Below are 15,369 nucleotides of genomic sequence, written 5' to 3' on the forward strand. Positions count from 1 at the left end.
CTTATATTTTTGAAAAAATATGGAAATCAATCAATGGCGTACGTTCTTTTTCAGCTTTTTATATGACACTCTATTTTTCAAGTTATCACTTCCAACCCCTTTTCTACAGATACAAGCAAGGGCTGGTACTGTATGTTTTCTCTATTCTTCGCTATAATAAAACTAGGAGGTGGATTAAGATGACTATATTAATTATTGCGTTAATTCTTTTGTTCACAGGTATTGCCTTACTTGCTGCCGGCAGCATTAACTACCAGATACGGGCCTTTTACAACAAGAAAGCCTGGAATGGATTAACAAAGCCGTACCTTTGGGTTGGAGCTCCTGCCTCACTTCTTGGATTGTTGCTTATTTTTATCAATTTTTAACAGAAATTGTTTTAACTAAAATTATAAAAAGGAATCATGCGCGTGTTACTGAGTAATCGCATGATTCCTTTTTATTTTTTATGCTTCTTCGTTTTCTTCTTTTACAGAATCCGATTGCTCATATCTGTATATCACATGACCGCCAAGGGACGCTTCACCTACAAACAGGATGCGATCCGCTCTTTTTAGCCAAGCGTCACGAAAAACGAAAAATTCATCATTTGGAACTCGAATCTCTTCAATCTCGCCAGCAGCTAGCTGTTCTAACAGTTCCTCATACTTATTTACCAACTCTATCACTCTCTTTCTCCCAGATTCTATCACATTCAATAAAACAAAAGTAGAACGAAAAAGTTTGTATAAAGCGGGATTTAAATGACCTTGCTTTAAAGGACATTTTTACTGACTAGGCTCATTCATCAAAGAATGATACCACTTTCGAGAACGTATCCACATGTACCACTTGCCCAATTGGAAACGTCATAATAGGTTGTGTATGACCGAAATCCATGTCATAAATGACAGGAATCGATTTTAGCTCAGGGTATTTTCCTAAAACCAACCGCAGCCGTTCTTCACTCATTTCCGTTTCTTGCGGAAACCGGCCAATCAGCAAAGCTTTTGGTGTGTAAGCCTGTAAAAAAGAGGCGATAGCTCTAGTAAAGTCACGAAAATCACCCTCCTCCTCCAATTCCAGAAAGCCAACAACCGCTTCGTCAGCCGGCTGATATCTCGTTCCCTGCAGCAGATTGAATGTTCCTATATTTCCTCCTACACTAGTTCCGGAGGCTTTGCCTTCTGAGTAAATTTTCCACTCCCCTTGTTGAATATGAGGTGTATAGTTCGGCATATACCAAGGATCGTTACTCCACGTATCAGAAGCTGACAATTGATGCTTGCCTTCAGACATCAAAACATTTCTAAAACATTCCGTTTGATACTTCTGATGGACACGCATTTTGAAGCTCGTATAATGAGGTCCGCTATAGGTTACCAGACCTGTTTGGGCGTAGATTGCATTGCTTAATGCCGTAATGTCACTATACCCGCAAAAAACTTTAGGGTGGTTCTTAATCAGCTCATAATCCAGATATGGCAGTAGCTCATTACAATTGAAACCACCAATCGATGTCAGTATACCTTTCACATGCTCATCAAGAAAAGCTTGATGAATATCTTCCACTCGACTTTCAATCGATGCTGATCCCAGCACATCATTTTCCAGTATATGCTTACCAAAGGTTACCTTGAAACCGAGTTTTCGCAATGTTTCCTCAGCAGCTTGATTTGCTTCCAGCCCGCCTGTCCGTTCAATACTACTTGAAGGAGAAAGAACTCTAATTTCATCACCAATCCTCAGTTTTTTTGGAATAATCATATGATTCCCTCCTTCTTTATTATTCCTAAATTGTAGCATAGAAAGAAACTCTTAGCGTCATAAAATCGATAGGAATAGACTATACAAATAAAAAACCAAAGACAGAGAAATCTGAAATCCCTCTTAATCTTTGGTTCTATTTTTTAAATATCAGCAGCATTGCTGCTTTCTGTTCCGGAATCCTGATTCATTCCGGGAGGTCCTCCCTGAGGACGTTCCCCACTCGGCATTTCTCCGTCCGGCATCTCGCCATCCATCATTTGTCCATTTTCTGGCATCTCCATAGTCGGCTGTGTCATCAGCTTATAACTAAGGAAAGAAATAATTCCAACTGACAGCACACTGACAACGATTGTACTAACCATCCATTTATTTATCTTTTTTTTCATAAGCAGCTGCTCCTCTCTTAACAAGAACAAAGGATACACTCACATGCTTAAAATTAGCTTAAAGCTTTTCTACACATCTGATAAAACAAAAGAGAACAGAAGCCCCTACGCTCCGTTCTCCTTCTTCAGCAATTGCACGCTTTTATTGTCGGATTTTATGGTGTGACAATAACAACAAGTGGAATGATAATTAGTCCTAAAGCAAGCATTTGAACACCCCCGTGTTTTGATTAACTACACTATTATACTATCAAAAATCACGATGTTTTTAAATCAAATTTGGTCGTTATCTTCGCAAATTAATTCAAATGTGATATAATTTAGCAAAAAATAACGAGGATTTAATTTATGAATATCAGTGAGACTCTACTCTTTTTTAGACGAAAATTAAAGCTGACTCAAAAAGAGATGTGGCCTGGCCACGATACCTCTGCTTATTCGAGAATTGAAAATGGAAAACAGGATATTAAGATATCTGATTTAACTTCGATTCTTGACCAGCTTTCAATTTCTCCTGAAGAATTTTTTCTTTACTCTTCAATTGATGAAGAACAACAACGATTCAGAGGCTTGTTTCAATATTGCGCTAATCATCTTAATAATCAAACAAAGAAAAACGAATTATTTCGTTATTACAAAAAAATGGAAATGAATTCAAAAATGAAACTAAAGGATTTATCAAATTATATTGCTATCAAAGTCTTCTTTTCTCAATATTGGAAAGAAATCCCATCAATTACTTCTCACGAGTTAAATGATGTTTTCAATTATTTAAATAACAGGTCCTACTATGTTCAATACGATTACACACTAATGTCCAATACAATTTTCTTGATGAGTGACACCCAAGCTGAAAAGTTAGTTAATAAAGCAATACCTATCAAAGATGAAGAAAATAGAACTGCCACAACAAAACAATTCGCTTATAATTTGATTATAAATTTGATAACTACAGAGCTATATAAATTAAACTATGAAAAAGCAAATAAATACTTAACATTGGCAAAAAAGCAAAATGAAGGTAATCAGGATTATAAATACAGGATGAATATTGAATATTTAAGTAACCTCTACCTTTACCTAACTAAAGGCAATTATCAATATATTCGAAAAGTCTATGATTATATTCATTTTCTGAACGATCTTGGAGAAACAAAACTCTCAAAAATGACAGAAAAAGAAGTAGAACGCCTGACATTAACGAGTAGAGAAAAAGATGATTCACCAATTAATACTCTAAGCTTAGACTAAAACCAATTTTGTATTTAACTATACTCCCAAAACACAAATTATTGACACAATGTAACATTAAAGTTAATATAATAATATAAAAATCTGGGTGCCTTGCACCTCTATCTCACTATTTCTAGTGAGATTTTTTCATGTAAAGGGGTTACTAATGGAAGATAAAACATTTAAAACACTGGATGAACAGGTGGAAATACTCAAATCAAGAAATATGCGCTTCAAGGACGAAGAGTCTGCAAAATATGTCCTGATAAATAATTCCTACTATGGCATCATTAATAGCTATAAAGAGCTGTTTCAACAAAACAAGTCAGAGGAAAGTGTCGATTACGGAAATCAGCTGTTTGAAGAAGTACTTGAAGACACACTGTTGGTTGGCGACTTTGATAAGAGTCTGGCTTCCATTCTCTATAAGTACATCATGATGATTGAGACCACCTTTAAATCCTCCTTAAGCTACTATATTTCTCTTGAGCTAGGATCTGACCAGCAACGCTATTTGGATAAAAATAATTACTCTAACGGCTATGTGATTCAAACCGGCGCTTTTAAAGGTTCCTACTCCATAGAAAAAACATTCGACAAAATAGCTACTCGGATTGACGATAGTCGAGTAGCTCCTATCAGGCATTTCCGGGAGAACTATGGCAATGTCCCTCCCTGGATTGTTATTCCAACACTTAGTTTAGGCGTTGTCTACGAATGGTATAAATTGTGCCGGCCATCAATAAAGCGCAGTGTAGCTAATATATTCTTATATCCGCAAAAGCCGGATGAACTCAAGAAGGAACTTTTCTTGCAGGCAATGAAGACTGTTCATTTGTATAGAAACATTGTTGCTCATGGCTCTCGACTAATGATCCATGAGACTCCTTTAAAAACCAGATTAAAGGAACGACTTCTAAAAGAATATCTTCAGGATGCCGCATTTTCTTCTGCCTATATTTATGAACGCTCCTACCGCGTTTTTGCACTGTTTGTGTCAATTTGCCTCCTTTTCTCCAACCGCAATCAGATTAAGAGTGACTTTATTAATGATCTTGAGAAGCTGTTTGAAGAGCTGGAAAGAAAGAACAAGCGCATTTATGACCTGCTGCTTTATCGTGTTTATTTACCTCGTAATTTCATTGAGCTATTGCGAGAAATCTAGCAAACAACTACTGTACCTCCCATAGAAAAAAGAGCACCGGCCTTCATTCTCCGGTGCTCCTTTTTCATGTCTTCTAAACAGCTGTTGATGAGATTTCCGTGCCGATTTTTCCTGATTTGTTAAATGCCTCATAGGCTTCAATCACTTGGTTGCGCTTTTTAACATTCAGCTTAATAAAAATATTATGGATATGTGTCTTCACCGTCCCCAACGAAAGAAATATCTCATCGGCGATTTGCTGATTGGATTTGTGCTCCAACAACAAAATACAGATTTCCTGCTCACGCTGAGTAAACCCGTAGTGACGGCAAAATTGTTGGAATTGCACATCCTCCTTTTCCTCTACGACCTCTTCTATGACTTGCTCTTCCGTTTTAAAGAAATAGTGCAGCAACAAGAAACAAACAAGCATAGAGAAAATGTCCTCACAAATATTTCGATTATTGATTTTTACATTCAAAAATGTATATTGATCGACACGGTAAATAACATAGGAATCTTCCAAAAGAATCAATAGACCAAAAAGCATAGAGGATAAACTTATCCATTTCGTATAGAAGTATCTTGCAGGAGAGAAATCGGTTGTCTTTTTCAAATGATGCCAGCCATATAAACCAAGATACATCAAAAATAGTTGATTTGGTAAATAATAGAGCCAGACCTTTGTGGCTGAGTTTGCCATTAATGGAACCAACGACATCCAAATCGTCAGGAGTACCACGAAACTGTATTGAAGAAAGGAAGTTTTTCTTTTGAGGAGGTTATTAATAATCAGTAAAGAGCAATAAGCATTTACAACATAGATAATTGTTTTGGCGACAGGAATGCTCATAAATGTCTCGTTATAGCTAGAAGCAAAGCTATTGATGAATTCGGTCATATAAATAATAGCATTATCAAAAATGAAAAAGAGCAGATAAATTGTTACCAGTAAAAAAAGTGTTTGTTTCCGTCGAAGAAAAAAATTGATGGATAATGCCATCGCCAACGCATATAAAACGATCAACAGAATATTATATAGGAAGACTGCAATCATAAAAAGAAACCCCTTTCATTTAAATGAACTAGTTTAAGCGATAAACTTTCTTCAGTACCTTTCATCTACTCAAATTATAACATCAACCTTTTCACTTGGCGAAAAAAATTTCTAAACTTTTTAGCTAAACTTTTCTAAACCCTTGATATATCAGTCTTTTTAAAACCTTAAAAATCAAAGCTTTTTTCCTCTTCTTTTTGTATACGCTTTCTTTTTCCGTTTAGGTCATTCAGTTTATCGTAAACTGAGGTAAAAATTCATAGAATGAAACTGTAAAAAATATTTCCCTAGGAGGAACAAACATGAATAAACGCGATTTAATTACAACAGAAAATTATACGAAGGAGGAAATTTTAGAAATTGTCGATCTTTCATTAAAGATTAAAGCGTGTATCAAAAACAACTATTATCCACCATTATTAAAAAATAAAACACTGGGTATGATTTTCCAACAATCTTCTACTAGAACAAGAGTTTCATTTGAAACAGCGATGACACAATTAGGTGGTCATGCACAATATTTGGCACCTGGCCAAATTCAGTTAGGTGGTCATGAAACGATTGAAGATACAAGTCGTGTCCTATCACGCTTAGTAGATATCCTGATGGCTCGTGTGGAACGCCACCATAGTGTAAACGACTTGGCAACACATGCCACAATCCCTGTAATCAACGGAATGTCAGATTACAATCATCCAACACAAGAGCTGGGTGACCTTTGTACAATGATCGAGCATTTGCCTGAAGGTAAAAAATTGGAAGACTGCAAAGTATCATTTATTGGTGATGCGACACAGGTTTGCTTCTCTTATGCATTAGTGACAACAAAAATGGGGATGGACTTTGTTCACTTCGGTCCAAAAGGATTCCAGCTAAACGATGACCATAAAGCAAAACTGGATGCGATTTGTAAAGTTTCAGGCGGCAGCTACACTGTTACAGATGATGAGGATGCAATCATTGGATCTGATTTTGTCTACACAGATGTTTGGTATGGTTTATATGAAGCTGAGCTTTCAGAAGAAGAACGTATGCGTACCTTCTATCCTAAATACCAAGTAGATACAGAAATGATGAATAAAGCCGGAAAAAATGCGAAATTCATGCATTGTCTTCCTGCAAGTCGTGGAGAAGAAGTAACCGATGAAGTGATTGATGGACCAAATTCTATCTGCTTCGATGAAGCCGAAAATCGCCTGACATCTATTCGCGGACTGCTTGTCTATTTGATGAATGACTTTGCAGAGAAAAATCCTGTCGATAAAGCGGCTCAGGCGAAAGCAAAAGCTGAGTTAGAGGTTCTTCTGAACACCGTATTATAAACAGCGTTGTGGTAAGAACAGCAGAGAACTATAATCATCATCCCCTCTCTGCTGTTTTTGCTTCCATGTGACAGAAAAGAAAGGATGTCCAAAATGGAAGGAAAACGGAAAAAGTTCAGTTTATTTAGTGCTATTTTATCAGTTATATGTGTTGTGTTTGTTGCTGAGGCAGCTGCACCGGTTGCAGCAATCGGAAACTCTCAGTTCTTTTGGTGGATTTTCCTATTAATCGCTTTCTTGCTCCCATACGGATTGATTTCCTCCGAGTTGGGAACGACGTATATTGGCGATGGCGGAATTTACGACTGGGTAACCAAAGCCTTTGGTCACCGTTGGGGCTCTCGTGTCTCTTGGTTCTACTGGATTAACTATCCCCTATGGCTTGCTTCTCTGGCTGTTATGTGTCCGGAACTAATTACCACCATCACCGGCATTGAAGTATCTACATTTGGCGCGGTGATTATTGAGCTGGTGTTCATCTGGATTATTGTCTGGATCAGCTTCTATCCTGTCAGCGACAGTATCTGGATTTTAAACGGTGCCGCAATCATTAAAATGCTGTTGGCTTTATTAATTGGCGGTCTTGGTATCTACGGTGCTGTAACCAAAGGTGTTGCTAACGAGTACACTGTCAGCTCGCTATTACCAAGCTTCGATTTACACAGCTTATCCTTTATTTCAGTTATCATCTTCAATTTACTGGGGTTTGAAGTTATCTGTACCTTTGCAGATGACATGGAAAATCCAAAGAAACAAATCCCTCAGTCAATCATTGCTGCCGGCATCGTCATTGCTGCTATCTACATCTTCTCGGCATTCGGGATTAGTGCAGCGATTCCTACAAGTGAAATCAGTACAAGTAGTGGTTTAATGGATAGCTTCAAGCTGTTGACTAATTCTACTTCCGGATTCTTTATCGGCGCAATGGCATTCTTATTCTTGCTGACACTTTTCGGAAACATGATTTCATGGTCTTTAGGCGTAAACAATACTGCTTGTTATGCTGCAGAAAATGGCGATATGCCAAAATTTTTCGCACTGCGTAGCAAAAAGAATGGCATGCCTATCGGTTCAGCATTGATGAACGGAATTGTGGCTTCAATTGTTGTCGTTATTGCACCAATTTTACCAAACCAGGATTTATTCTGGGCATTCTTCTCCTTGAATCTGGTGATGTTCTTGTTATCCTATGTACCGGTCTTTCCTGCATTTTACAAATTACGGAAAATTGATCCCGACACACCTCGTCCGTTCAAGGTAGGCGGCAGTGATACATTCTTAAAAGTATTAGTTGTTGTTCCAATGGTTATGATTATTATTTCCCTAATCTTTACGGCAGTTCCATTGCAATTTGATGCAGAATCATTGAATGAACAGCTGCCTATTACAATTGGAACCATTGTTTTTATTATCATCGGAGAAGCAATTATCATTATAAAGAAAATCAAAAAATAGAAACGGAGTGTTAAGACATGGCAAAACGAGTAATGAATACAACACCAAAAGCAGACGGCTTCCGTATGCCGGCAGAATATGAGCCGCAGGAAAAGGTATGGATGATTTGGCCGGAACGTCCGGACAATTGGCGTGATGGAGGAAAACCGGCACAAGAGGCGTTTACGAACGTTGCTAAGGCGATTAGCCGTTTTACCCCAATGAATGTCGTTGTTTCCCGCGAACAGTTCGCTAACTGCCGTCAACAGCTACCTGAGGATATTACTGTCTATGAAATGTCTAACAACGATGCTTGGGTTCGTGACTGCGGTCCTTCTTTCCTGATAAACGATCAAGGCGAGCTTCGTGGCGCGGATTGGGCATTCAATGCTTGGGGTGGCTTGGTAGATGGATTATACTTCCCATGGGATCAGGATGATCTCGTTGCCCGCAAGATTTGTGAAATTGAGCATGTGGCTTCTTATCGTACCGATGACTTTGTTTTAGAGGGCGGCTCCTTCCATGTCGATGGTGAAGGAACTGTATTGACGACTGAAATGTGTCTGTTGAGTGAAGGACGAAATCCTCATATGACCAAAGAAGAAATCGAGCAAAAATTATGTGATTACCTCAACTGTGAAAAAGTACTTTGGCTGAAGGACGGTATCGATCCTGAAGAAACCAATGGCCACATTGATGACGTTGCTTGCTTTGTTGCACCGGGAGAAGTTGCTTGTATCTATACGGATGATGAAAGCAGTCCTTTTTATGAAGCAGCACAAGACGGATATAAACGACTAAGTGAAATGACAGATGCAAAAGGTCGCAAATTACGTGTGCATAAAATCTGCTGCCCTATCAATAACGTAACAATTAAAGGCAGCTTCAAGATTGATTATGTTGAAGGAACACTTCCACGTGAAGATGGCGATATCTGTATTGCCTCTTATATGAATTTCTTAATTACAAATAACGGTGTTATTGTTCCCCAATACGGAGATGAAAATGATGCGTTGGCAATCAAACAGATTCAGGAAATTTTCCCTGATAAAGAAGTGGTTGGCGTAAACACTGTAGAAGTTGTCTATGGTGGCGGAAACATTCACTGTATTACTCAACAACAGCCTAAACGTTAAAACAATTGGTAAAAATATAAACAAAAACAGCAGCTTCACGGGATGCTTTTCTACTTCATCCCGTGAAGAAAATTGGTACTCTCAAAATTACTAAAGTACCAACGCTAAAAGGAGGCTTCTATGTCAAGAATTGTTATTGCCCTAGGCGGAAACGCATTAGGAAATACACCCCAGGAACAATTGGAACAAATCAACAACTCTGCACCGGCCTTAGTTAACTTAATTAAATTGGGACATGAAATCATTATCAGCCACGGAAATGGTCCACAGGTGGGAATGATTGAAAAAGCGTTAAACAAAGCTGCGGATATCGATGACAGTATTGCTCATTTTGAATTACCGGAATGTACAGCAATGAGCCAAGGCTACATTGGGTACCACTTGCAAAACTGCATTCTTCGTCAGCTTAGAAAAGAAAATATGCCATGGAATGTTGCAACCATTGTTACACAGGTTGAAGTTGATCCTAACGATCCGGCATTTAAAAATCCAACAAAACCCATTGGCAGCTTCTACTCAAAAGAACAAGCAGACCAGCTGCAAGCTGAAAATCCTTCAATGGTCTTTAAAGAGGACTCCGGCAGAGGCTATCGCCAAATGGTGGCCTCTCCTATTCCAATCAATATCGTTGAAGGCAAATCGATTCTCAATCTATTGAACAATGAGTTTATCGTGATTGCTTGTGGCGGTGGCGGTGTCCCAGTAATCAAAAAAGCAGATGGGGATTACGACGGAACACCAGCTGTTATCGATAAGGACATTGCGTCTGCTAAACTGGCTGACCTTGTGGATGCGGACTACTTCTTCATTTTGACAGCAGTTGACCATGTAGCAATCCGTTACGGTACACCTGAGCAGGAGAACTTAACAGAAATCAGCGTAGAGCAAGCTCAAAAATATGCGGATGACGGTGAATTTGCTCCTGGAAGTATGCTGCCTAAGGTTCAGGCAGCAATGGAATTTGCCTCTTCCAAGTCAGGAAGAAGAGCCATTATCGCCTCACTGGAAAAAGCAGCTGATGCCCTAAACGGTTCAAGCGGTACTGTTATTCGGTCTTAGCAAGTAAGTATCATTAAACATCTACTCCTTATGAAATGATTCAAGTGACAGGCGGTTGCTTCCACCATTCATTTTAATGAATGACTACCAAAAAACTAACTACTGTTGCTCTTTCACTTGAATAAAAAGAAAAGCTGATAGTAAAAAAGAGTCAGAGACGTTAATCCGCCTCTGACTCTTTATTTTTAAAACTTACGTCTTCTGCTAGCATTGCTGCGATCTGAAATCCACTGAACGATTCCGTAAATGATTGCACACGGGATAAGTAAGCGAACAGCCAACCATAACAGATTTCCGACAATTCCTAAAGCCCAGCCGCCAACGATTAGTACCAACACGATAATTAAGATATTTTTGATTAAACTATTATTTGCAAACATATTCTTTTCCTCCACTTGTTTTCTTGATAAATTAATCTTAACAGTTCCCAAACAGAATTTCTTCCGCCTCAAGACTGATTATTTCTGTACCTTACGGCTGAGGTTTGATTCGTCAACCAAAAAATCCGAATCCTTGAAAAAACAAAGGCTCAGATTCCACCATTCTATCAACAGCAAACCGCTCCCTCACGCAATTATTCACGAGGCTTCGTTAAAGTAATCGTTATGCGCTTATCCGTTACAGCATCTTGCAGCACCTGCTCTAGCTCCTTCTAAAAGACACCCTCTCCCTCATCGGCTGTGTAGTAATTCCCAATTAGAGGAAAATGATAAAACAAAAGAACTAAGACCTTAACCATCAAGGCTTTAGCTCTTAGTTCTCTTTTTCGACCATTTCAGTTATCGTTTTATGACCTTCACTCAATTTTTGTTCGTCGCTTCAGGCTTATAAAGTTTTCCACTATTCAGATAGATAAGTCCACCCAACAGTGAAGGAGCAAGCAAATAGCCAAATTGAGGTTTTAACAGCATACAGATAAGAATAAGCACTAGCAGTAAGCCATTGAGCCCTGTTGTATACCATTTTTTAAGGGTGTAATAAAGGCTTATTTTATAAATATCTTTGCTGTCAACCAACGGATTTTTGATTTGAAAGTATATGCTATTCAGAAAAATCCCCAGGCCAATTACACCCACAACAAACAGCAAAGGACTAATCCACTGAAACCATGGTGTCGCTGCAAAAAATAATAAATCAGTAGCAACAACTACTAAGCAAGCAAGTGCTGTGAGCCAGTAGACTGTTCCTTTCAACCAAAAGGTATAAATTTGGCTGAAAAAAACTTTAGCCGGTTCACATTCCTTGTTCATAGCAAACTGCTCCAGAGAACCTATCAAGGCTGCGAAGGCCCCACCAAAGGGCAACGCAGCTAACAGAAAGAACCATACATTACGATAATCTACAGCTAATAAATTGAAGGCTAAGAATAGCGGTAAATTCAGCAATGTAAACAATAAATTAAATACGAGCAAATTATACACCCGACGGAATGCTTTCATATAGAGATTATTTTCAAAGGTACGCATTGATTTCATCATTTTTTCCTACCCCTTCATGCCAGATGTCGCAATACCTTCCACGAAGTATTTCTGCATTGCAAGAAAGACAATCGCTACCGGTAAAATAGACAGAACCGAAGCAGCCATAATCAAGGCGTACTCAGCATCGTACAGACCGACAAACATTTTCAATCCCAGCTGAATCGTCTTATTTTCAGTAGAAGTCAGATAAATGAAGGGACCCATGTAATCATTCCAAGTATTCACAAAGGTAATGATTGTTAAACTGGCAATCGCCGGCTTTGTTAACGGCAAGATAATTCTCCGATAAATGCCCCATTCCGACAATCCATCAATTCGAGCACTTTCACATAACTCATCTGGAATACTGCTGTAATACTGTTTGAGTAAAAAGACACCAAAAGCGCTAAAGGCCTGTAACAGAACCAATGACCAGATTGTATCAGTTAAGCCCAGCTTGCGCATCATGATAAATTGAGGAATCATATAGGATTGCCAAGGAACAGCAATCGTTGCAATGTAGGCCAGAAATAGAACATCTCTACCTTTGAAGTACATTTTAGAAAAACCATAGGCGGCAAAGCTGCTGGTAAACAGCTGAATCAAGGTAATCAGCACACTTAGAATACCAGTATTCTTAAAGAAGGTCAGCAATGGTACCCGTTCCCAAATCTTCACATAGTTTTCCGGATGCCACTCTTTTGGAATCCATTGGATTGGAACGGTATAGACATCATTGTTAGCCTTAAAGGATGCTGACACCATCCAAATAAACGGCACTAATGTTATTAAACCCAAGATTGTCAAGCTCACGAACAAAAGTCCTCTTCTAACAATTCCACTCTTCTTTTTTCGTTGTTTTTCCTGCGTGGTCATCGCTTTTGGTTCTGCAGTCATTTGCATCTCGCTCCTCTCCTTCCACTACGCTCTCTCCTGAATTTGATTCCATTTAAACTGAACAACTGTAATTGTCAAAACAATAATGAATAACACTAGTGCTATCGCTGAAGCATAGCCAAAATTGAATTTTACAAAGGCTTCGTTATAAATAGTATAGACGAGTACATTGGTGGATCTTCCAGGACCACCAGCTGTCATTACCTGAACCAAATCAAATATCTTGAAACAGTTAATTACCAGCATTATCGTTACAAAGAAGGTTGTTGGCTTCAACGAAGGCAGAGTTACGTTCATGAACTGCTTCCATTTCGTTGCACCATCCATTGAAGCAGCCTCATATAGCTCTTTCGGAATACTCTGTAAGCCAGCCAGATATAAAATCATATAATAACCCATCCCCCGCCAGACGCTAACAAGAATAATTGCAAACAATGCCCACTGAGAGCTAGAGGTCCAGCCCGGAGGATTATCAATAATCAGCTTCAAAAACTGATTGATTGGTCCCATAGTTGGATGAAACAGCATGTTCCAGACAACGGCAATTGCCACTAATGATGTGACATATGGAAAAAAGAAAGCCGTTCGGAAAAATTTCATTCCTTTAACCTTTTGATTCAATAGGATAGCCAGTCCTAATGAAAATAGCAAGGTCAACGGTACAACACCTACTGTATACAGTATTGTATTTTTGAAGGAAATCCAGAATGTTTCATCCCCAATCATTTTTATAAAATTATTTAGACCAACAAACTTTGGTGCTGAAAATGAATCCCATTCCATAAATGCCAAAATTAATGAAAAAACAACAGGGATCAATGTGAATATGAAAAAACCGATAAAATTTGGTGCAATAAACGAATAAGCGGTTAATAAATTTTTTCTTTTTAAGCTTTTAGAATGATGCTGTTTTGCAGACTCCATTGCTTCCCATGCCAAAGCTATGCTTTAGACATGTCCCTCCTTACTAAAGTTCATTTTTTTATTTCCTCTGCTTTGATAAAGCCGTAATATTCTCCATAAATCGTTACACACTCTAATAATGTCCACTCACTGTCAGAACCATTGATTACTTGATAACGTTCTCCTTCAGCTTCCAAGATGAAGCGGTCATTTTTTTTGATGGACCGACCATCAGCATTATCTGTCACTGTGATAGTTCCGCGAATCTGAACAAGTGTATTGGGCGGTATTTCTCCATTTTGAAAAGATTCTGCAGCGTACGGTTTGTATATTTTTGACGCTTGTTCTTCCACCTGCCGGTCAAAAGAGTGTATACGCTCCTGATTGCCACAAGAGGAAAGGAAGACAATCATAAGCATCAGTAATAATCGATAGTTTTTCATGTTGCTCCCCTCCTCTCCATGGCTTAAGCCTGAATTACCAAAGGTCCATTTCAGCTTCTTTTAGCTTCAACAATGCTTCAATCAGAAAATAATCTGCATAGACCAGTCCAACATTCTTTCCTTCTTTGCTATGGTAATCAACAGCACCGCCGCGTACCAAACCATCTGTTTCCGTTGAGAAATCGGTATACGCTTCCAAAACAGCTGTCAGCATGCGCACAGCCCCTTTCTTGTAGACCTTCCCTTGTTCTTTGGGTAATGTCTGACTCAGCTCAATCAGACCGCAGGCAGCAATCATCGCTGCACTTGTATCCGTATCCTCTTCAATCACCGGCGCCTTAAAATCAATCGCAGGGACATAAGCTGTTTGTGACGAGCTTGCAAGAAAATAATTTGCAACTCGAATAGCTGTATTCAAATAATCTATATCTCCTGTATGCTTATAGCTCAGTACAAACCCGTAAATTGCCCAGCCTTGACCTCGGGACCAAGCCGAGTCACTGCTATATCCCTGCCCGCCAATCCATTCAATAAATTCACCGTTTTCCGGATTGAAGCTGCCGATATGAGCAGATGAACCGTCCTTACGAATCAAATATTGCTGAACCGTATCTGCATGAGCAATTGCAAGCTGTTTAAACCGCGGATCATCAAGCTCTGTTGTTGCCCAGTGGAGTAGCGGAATGTTCATCATGCTATCAATAATAATCCAACCCGTTTTATCCTCATTCCACGCGCGAATGAATTGACCGTTACTATTAAATCGGCTAGCTAAAACGGCGGCGGCTTTTAAGCCTCGAACTTTCGATTGCTCATTTCCGGTTTTCCGGTAATTCGCTACGGCCGTATGAAGCCACATAAAACCAACATCATGATGCAAATCAATAAATTCCTCCAACGCTTGATCCAGTTTTGTTTCAATCTGTTCAGCGTGTGCCTTTAATTCCTCTTTTCCCGTGTAATGATAAAGCTGCCATAGCACCCCTCCAAAAAATCCATTGGTCCACCAAGCGATATCTTCCTGTCCCATATCTGTGTATCGCCCATTTTCCGGAATATATGGGATACTGCCCTCATTTCTTGCACACTCGCTTAACACCTTTGCGGTAATTCTATCTAAGTATTCATCAATTTTTTCCATTATTT

General features: G+C 38.9%; 17 protein-coding genes. 7 read left to right on the forward strand and 10 right to left on the reverse strand.

What is annotated here, in order from left to right:
• The first annotated feature begins 179 nt into the window (after nt 1-179).
• Nucleotides 180-368 carry a hypothetical protein gene (locus tag IW510_RS17785; protein WP_202061907.1) on the forward strand — a complete coding sequence of 63 codons (189 nt, stop codon included), beginning with the start codon at nt 180-182 and terminating at the stop codon, nt 366-368.
• A gap of 78 nt (nt 369-446) precedes the next feature.
• Here the strand turns inward: IW510_RS17785 and IW510_RS17790 are convergent, their stop codons facing one another.
• From IW510_RS17790 to IW510_RS17800, 3 genes are all read right to left on the reverse strand, one after another.
• The gene (locus IW510_RS17790) at nt 447-668 is read right to left on the reverse strand and encodes a hypothetical protein (RefSeq protein WP_330932669.1); all 222 of its coding nucleotides are present in this window, start codon (nt 666-668) and stop codon (nt 447-449) included.
• Nucleotides 669-780: 112 nt separating this feature from the next.
• Entirely contained in the window at nt 781-1,746 is a 966-nt protein-coding gene (locus tag IW510_RS17795) for a S66 family peptidase (protein WP_202061909.1), read from the reverse strand.
• Between the two features lie 143 nt (nt 1,747-1,889).
• Nucleotides 1,890-2,135 (reverse strand): hypothetical protein, encoded by a 246-nt coding sequence (locus tag IW510_RS17800; protein WP_202061912.1) that lies wholly within the window; start codon nt 2,133-2,135, stop codon nt 1,890-1,892.
• Between the two features lie 348 nt (nt 2,136-2,483).
• Between IW510_RS17800 and IW510_RS17805 the strand changes: the two genes are divergently transcribed.
• A complete protein-coding gene (locus IW510_RS17805) occupies nt 2,484-3,386 on the forward strand; it encodes a helix-turn-helix domain-containing protein (RefSeq protein WP_202061914.1) in 903 nt (300 codons plus the stop codon).
• Between the two features lie 148 nt (nt 3,387-3,534).
• Nucleotides 3,535-4,533 (forward strand): Abi family protein, encoded by a 999-nt coding sequence (locus IW510_RS17810; protein WP_202061916.1) that lies wholly within the window; start codon nt 3,535-3,537, stop codon nt 4,531-4,533.
• A gap of 73 nt (nt 4,534-4,606) precedes the next feature.
• Here the strand turns inward: IW510_RS17810 and IW510_RS17815 are convergent, their stop codons facing one another.
• On the reverse strand, nt 4,607-5,569 hold the full coding sequence (locus IW510_RS17815; RefSeq protein ID WP_202061919.1) for a response regulator transcription factor: 963 nt from the start codon (nt 5,567-5,569) through the stop codon (nt 4,607-4,609).
• 302 nt (nt 5,570-5,871) lie between these two features.
• Between IW510_RS17815 and ptcA the strand changes: the two genes are divergently transcribed.
• The 4 genes from ptcA to arcC all read left to right on the forward strand — a co-directional run bounded on the left by ptcA (nt 5,872) and on the right by arcC (nt 10,520).
• Complete coding sequence (gene ptcA / locus IW510_RS17820) at nt 5,872-6,891, forward strand: putrescine carbamoyltransferase (protein ID WP_202061920.1); 1,020 nt, start codon at nt 5,872-5,874, stop codon at nt 6,889-6,891.
• Nucleotides 6,892-6,984: 93 nt separating this feature from the next.
• Nucleotides 6,985-8,346, forward strand: coding sequence for an APC family permease (locus IW510_RS17825; protein ID WP_202061921.1), 1,362 nt, complete (start codon nt 6,985-6,987; stop codon nt 8,344-8,346).
• A 17-nt stretch (nt 8,347-8,363) separates the two neighbouring features.
• Nucleotides 8,364-9,461, forward strand: coding sequence for an agmatine deiminase (gene aguA / locus IW510_RS17830; protein ID WP_202061922.1), 1,098 nt, complete (start codon nt 8,364-8,366; stop codon nt 9,459-9,461).
• Nucleotides 9,462-9,581: 120 nt separating this feature from the next.
• Complete coding sequence (gene arcC, locus IW510_RS17835) at nt 9,582-10,520, forward strand: carbamate kinase (protein WP_202061923.1); 939 nt, start codon at nt 9,582-9,584, stop codon at nt 10,518-10,520.
• A 185-nt stretch (nt 10,521-10,705) separates the two neighbouring features.
• Here the strand turns inward: arcC and IW510_RS17840 are convergent, their stop codons facing one another.
• The 6 genes from IW510_RS17840 to IW510_RS17865 all read right to left on the reverse strand — a co-directional run bounded on the left by IW510_RS17840 (nt 10,706) and on the right by IW510_RS17865 (nt 15,364).
• Nucleotides 10,706-10,900, reverse strand: coding sequence for a hypothetical protein (locus tag IW510_RS17840; RefSeq protein ID WP_202061924.1), 195 nt, complete (start codon nt 10,898-10,900; stop codon nt 10,706-10,708).
• Nucleotides 10,901-11,320: 420 nt separating this feature from the next.
• Nucleotides 11,321-11,998, reverse strand: a complete 678-nt coding sequence (locus IW510_RS17845) for a DUF624 domain-containing protein (protein ID WP_202061925.1) — start codon at nt 11,996-11,998, stop codon at nt 11,321-11,323.
• A gap of 6 nt (nt 11,999-12,004) precedes the next feature.
• A complete protein-coding gene (locus IW510_RS17850) occupies nt 12,005-12,745 on the reverse strand; it encodes a carbohydrate ABC transporter permease (protein ID WP_236674810.1) in 741 nt (246 codons plus the stop codon).
• A gap of 156 nt (nt 12,746-12,901) precedes the next feature.
• A complete protein-coding gene (locus IW510_RS17855) occupies nt 12,902-13,801 on the reverse strand; it encodes a carbohydrate ABC transporter permease (RefSeq protein WP_202062017.1) in 900 nt (299 codons plus the stop codon).
• Between the two features lie 50 nt (nt 13,802-13,851).
• Nucleotides 13,852-14,223, reverse strand: a complete 372-nt coding sequence (locus IW510_RS17860; RefSeq protein ID WP_202061927.1) for a hypothetical protein — start codon at nt 14,221-14,223, stop codon at nt 13,852-13,854.
• Nucleotides 14,224-14,257: 34 nt separating this feature from the next.
• Nucleotides 14,258-15,364, reverse strand: coding sequence for a glycoside hydrolase family 88 protein (locus IW510_RS17865; protein ID WP_202061929.1), 1,107 nt, complete (start codon nt 15,362-15,364; stop codon nt 14,258-14,260).
• Nucleotides 15,365-15,369: the final 5 nt, after the last annotated feature.

The organism is Enterococcus sp. BWR-S5, from assembly GCF_016745255.1.
GTDB lineage: Bacteria > Bacillota > Bacilli > Lactobacillales > Enterococcaceae > Enterococcus_L.

Bases quoted from the DNA above. Each gene is read 5' to 3' on its own strand.
- IW510_RS17805 (WP_202061914.1), top strand. From the start codon at position 2,484: ATGAATATCAGTGAGACTCTACTCTTTTTTAGACGAAAATTAAAGCTG.
- IW510_RS17800 (WP_202061912.1), bottom strand. From the start codon at position 2,135: ATGAAAAAAAAGATAAATAAATGGATGGTTAGTACAATCGTTGTCAGT.
- IW510_RS17850 (WP_236674810.1), bottom strand. From the start codon at position 12,745: ATGGTGTCAGCATCCTTTAAGGCTAACAATGATGTCTATACCGTTCCA.
- IW510_RS17855 (WP_202062017.1), bottom strand. From the start codon at position 13,801: ATGGAGTCTGCAAAACAGCATCATTCTAAAAGCTTAAAAAGAAAAAAT.
- IW510_RS17795 (WP_202061909.1), bottom strand. From the start codon at position 1,746: ATGATTATTCCAAAAAAACTGAGGATTGGTGATGAAATTAGAGTTCTT.
- aguA (WP_202061922.1), top strand. From the start codon at position 8,364: ATGGCAAAACGAGTAATGAATACAACACCAAAAGCAGACGGCTTCCGT.
- IW510_RS17785 (WP_202061907.1), top strand. From the start codon at position 180: ATGACTATATTAATTATTGCGTTAATTCTTTTGTTCACAGGTATTGCC.
- IW510_RS17815 (WP_202061919.1), bottom strand. From the start codon at position 5,569: ATGATTGCAGTCTTCCTATATAATATTCTGTTGATCGTTTTATATGCG.
- IW510_RS17845 (WP_202061925.1), bottom strand. From the start codon at position 11,998: ATGATGAAATCAATGCGTACCTTTGAAAATAATCTCTATATGAAAGCA.
- IW510_RS17860 (WP_202061927.1), bottom strand. From the start codon at position 14,223: ATGAAAAACTATCGATTATTACTGATGCTTATGATTGTCTTCCTTTCC.
- ptcA (WP_202061920.1), top strand. From the start codon at position 5,872: ATGAATAAACGCGATTTAATTACAACAGAAAATTATACGAAGGAGGAA.
- IW510_RS17810 (WP_202061916.1), top strand. From the start codon at position 3,535: ATGGAAGATAAAACATTTAAAACACTGGATGAACAGGTGGAAATACTC.
- IW510_RS17865 (WP_202061929.1), bottom strand. From the start codon at position 15,364: ATGGAAAAAATTGATGAATACTTAGATAGAATTACCGCAAAGGTGTTA.
- arcC (WP_202061923.1), top strand. From the start codon at position 9,582: ATGTCAAGAATTGTTATTGCCCTAGGCGGAAACGCATTAGGAAATACA.
- IW510_RS17840 (WP_202061924.1), bottom strand. From the start codon at position 10,900: ATGTTTGCAAATAATAGTTTAATCAAAAATATCTTAATTATCGTGTTG.
- IW510_RS17825 (WP_202061921.1), top strand. From the start codon at position 6,985: ATGGAAGGAAAACGGAAAAAGTTCAGTTTATTTAGTGCTATTTTATCA.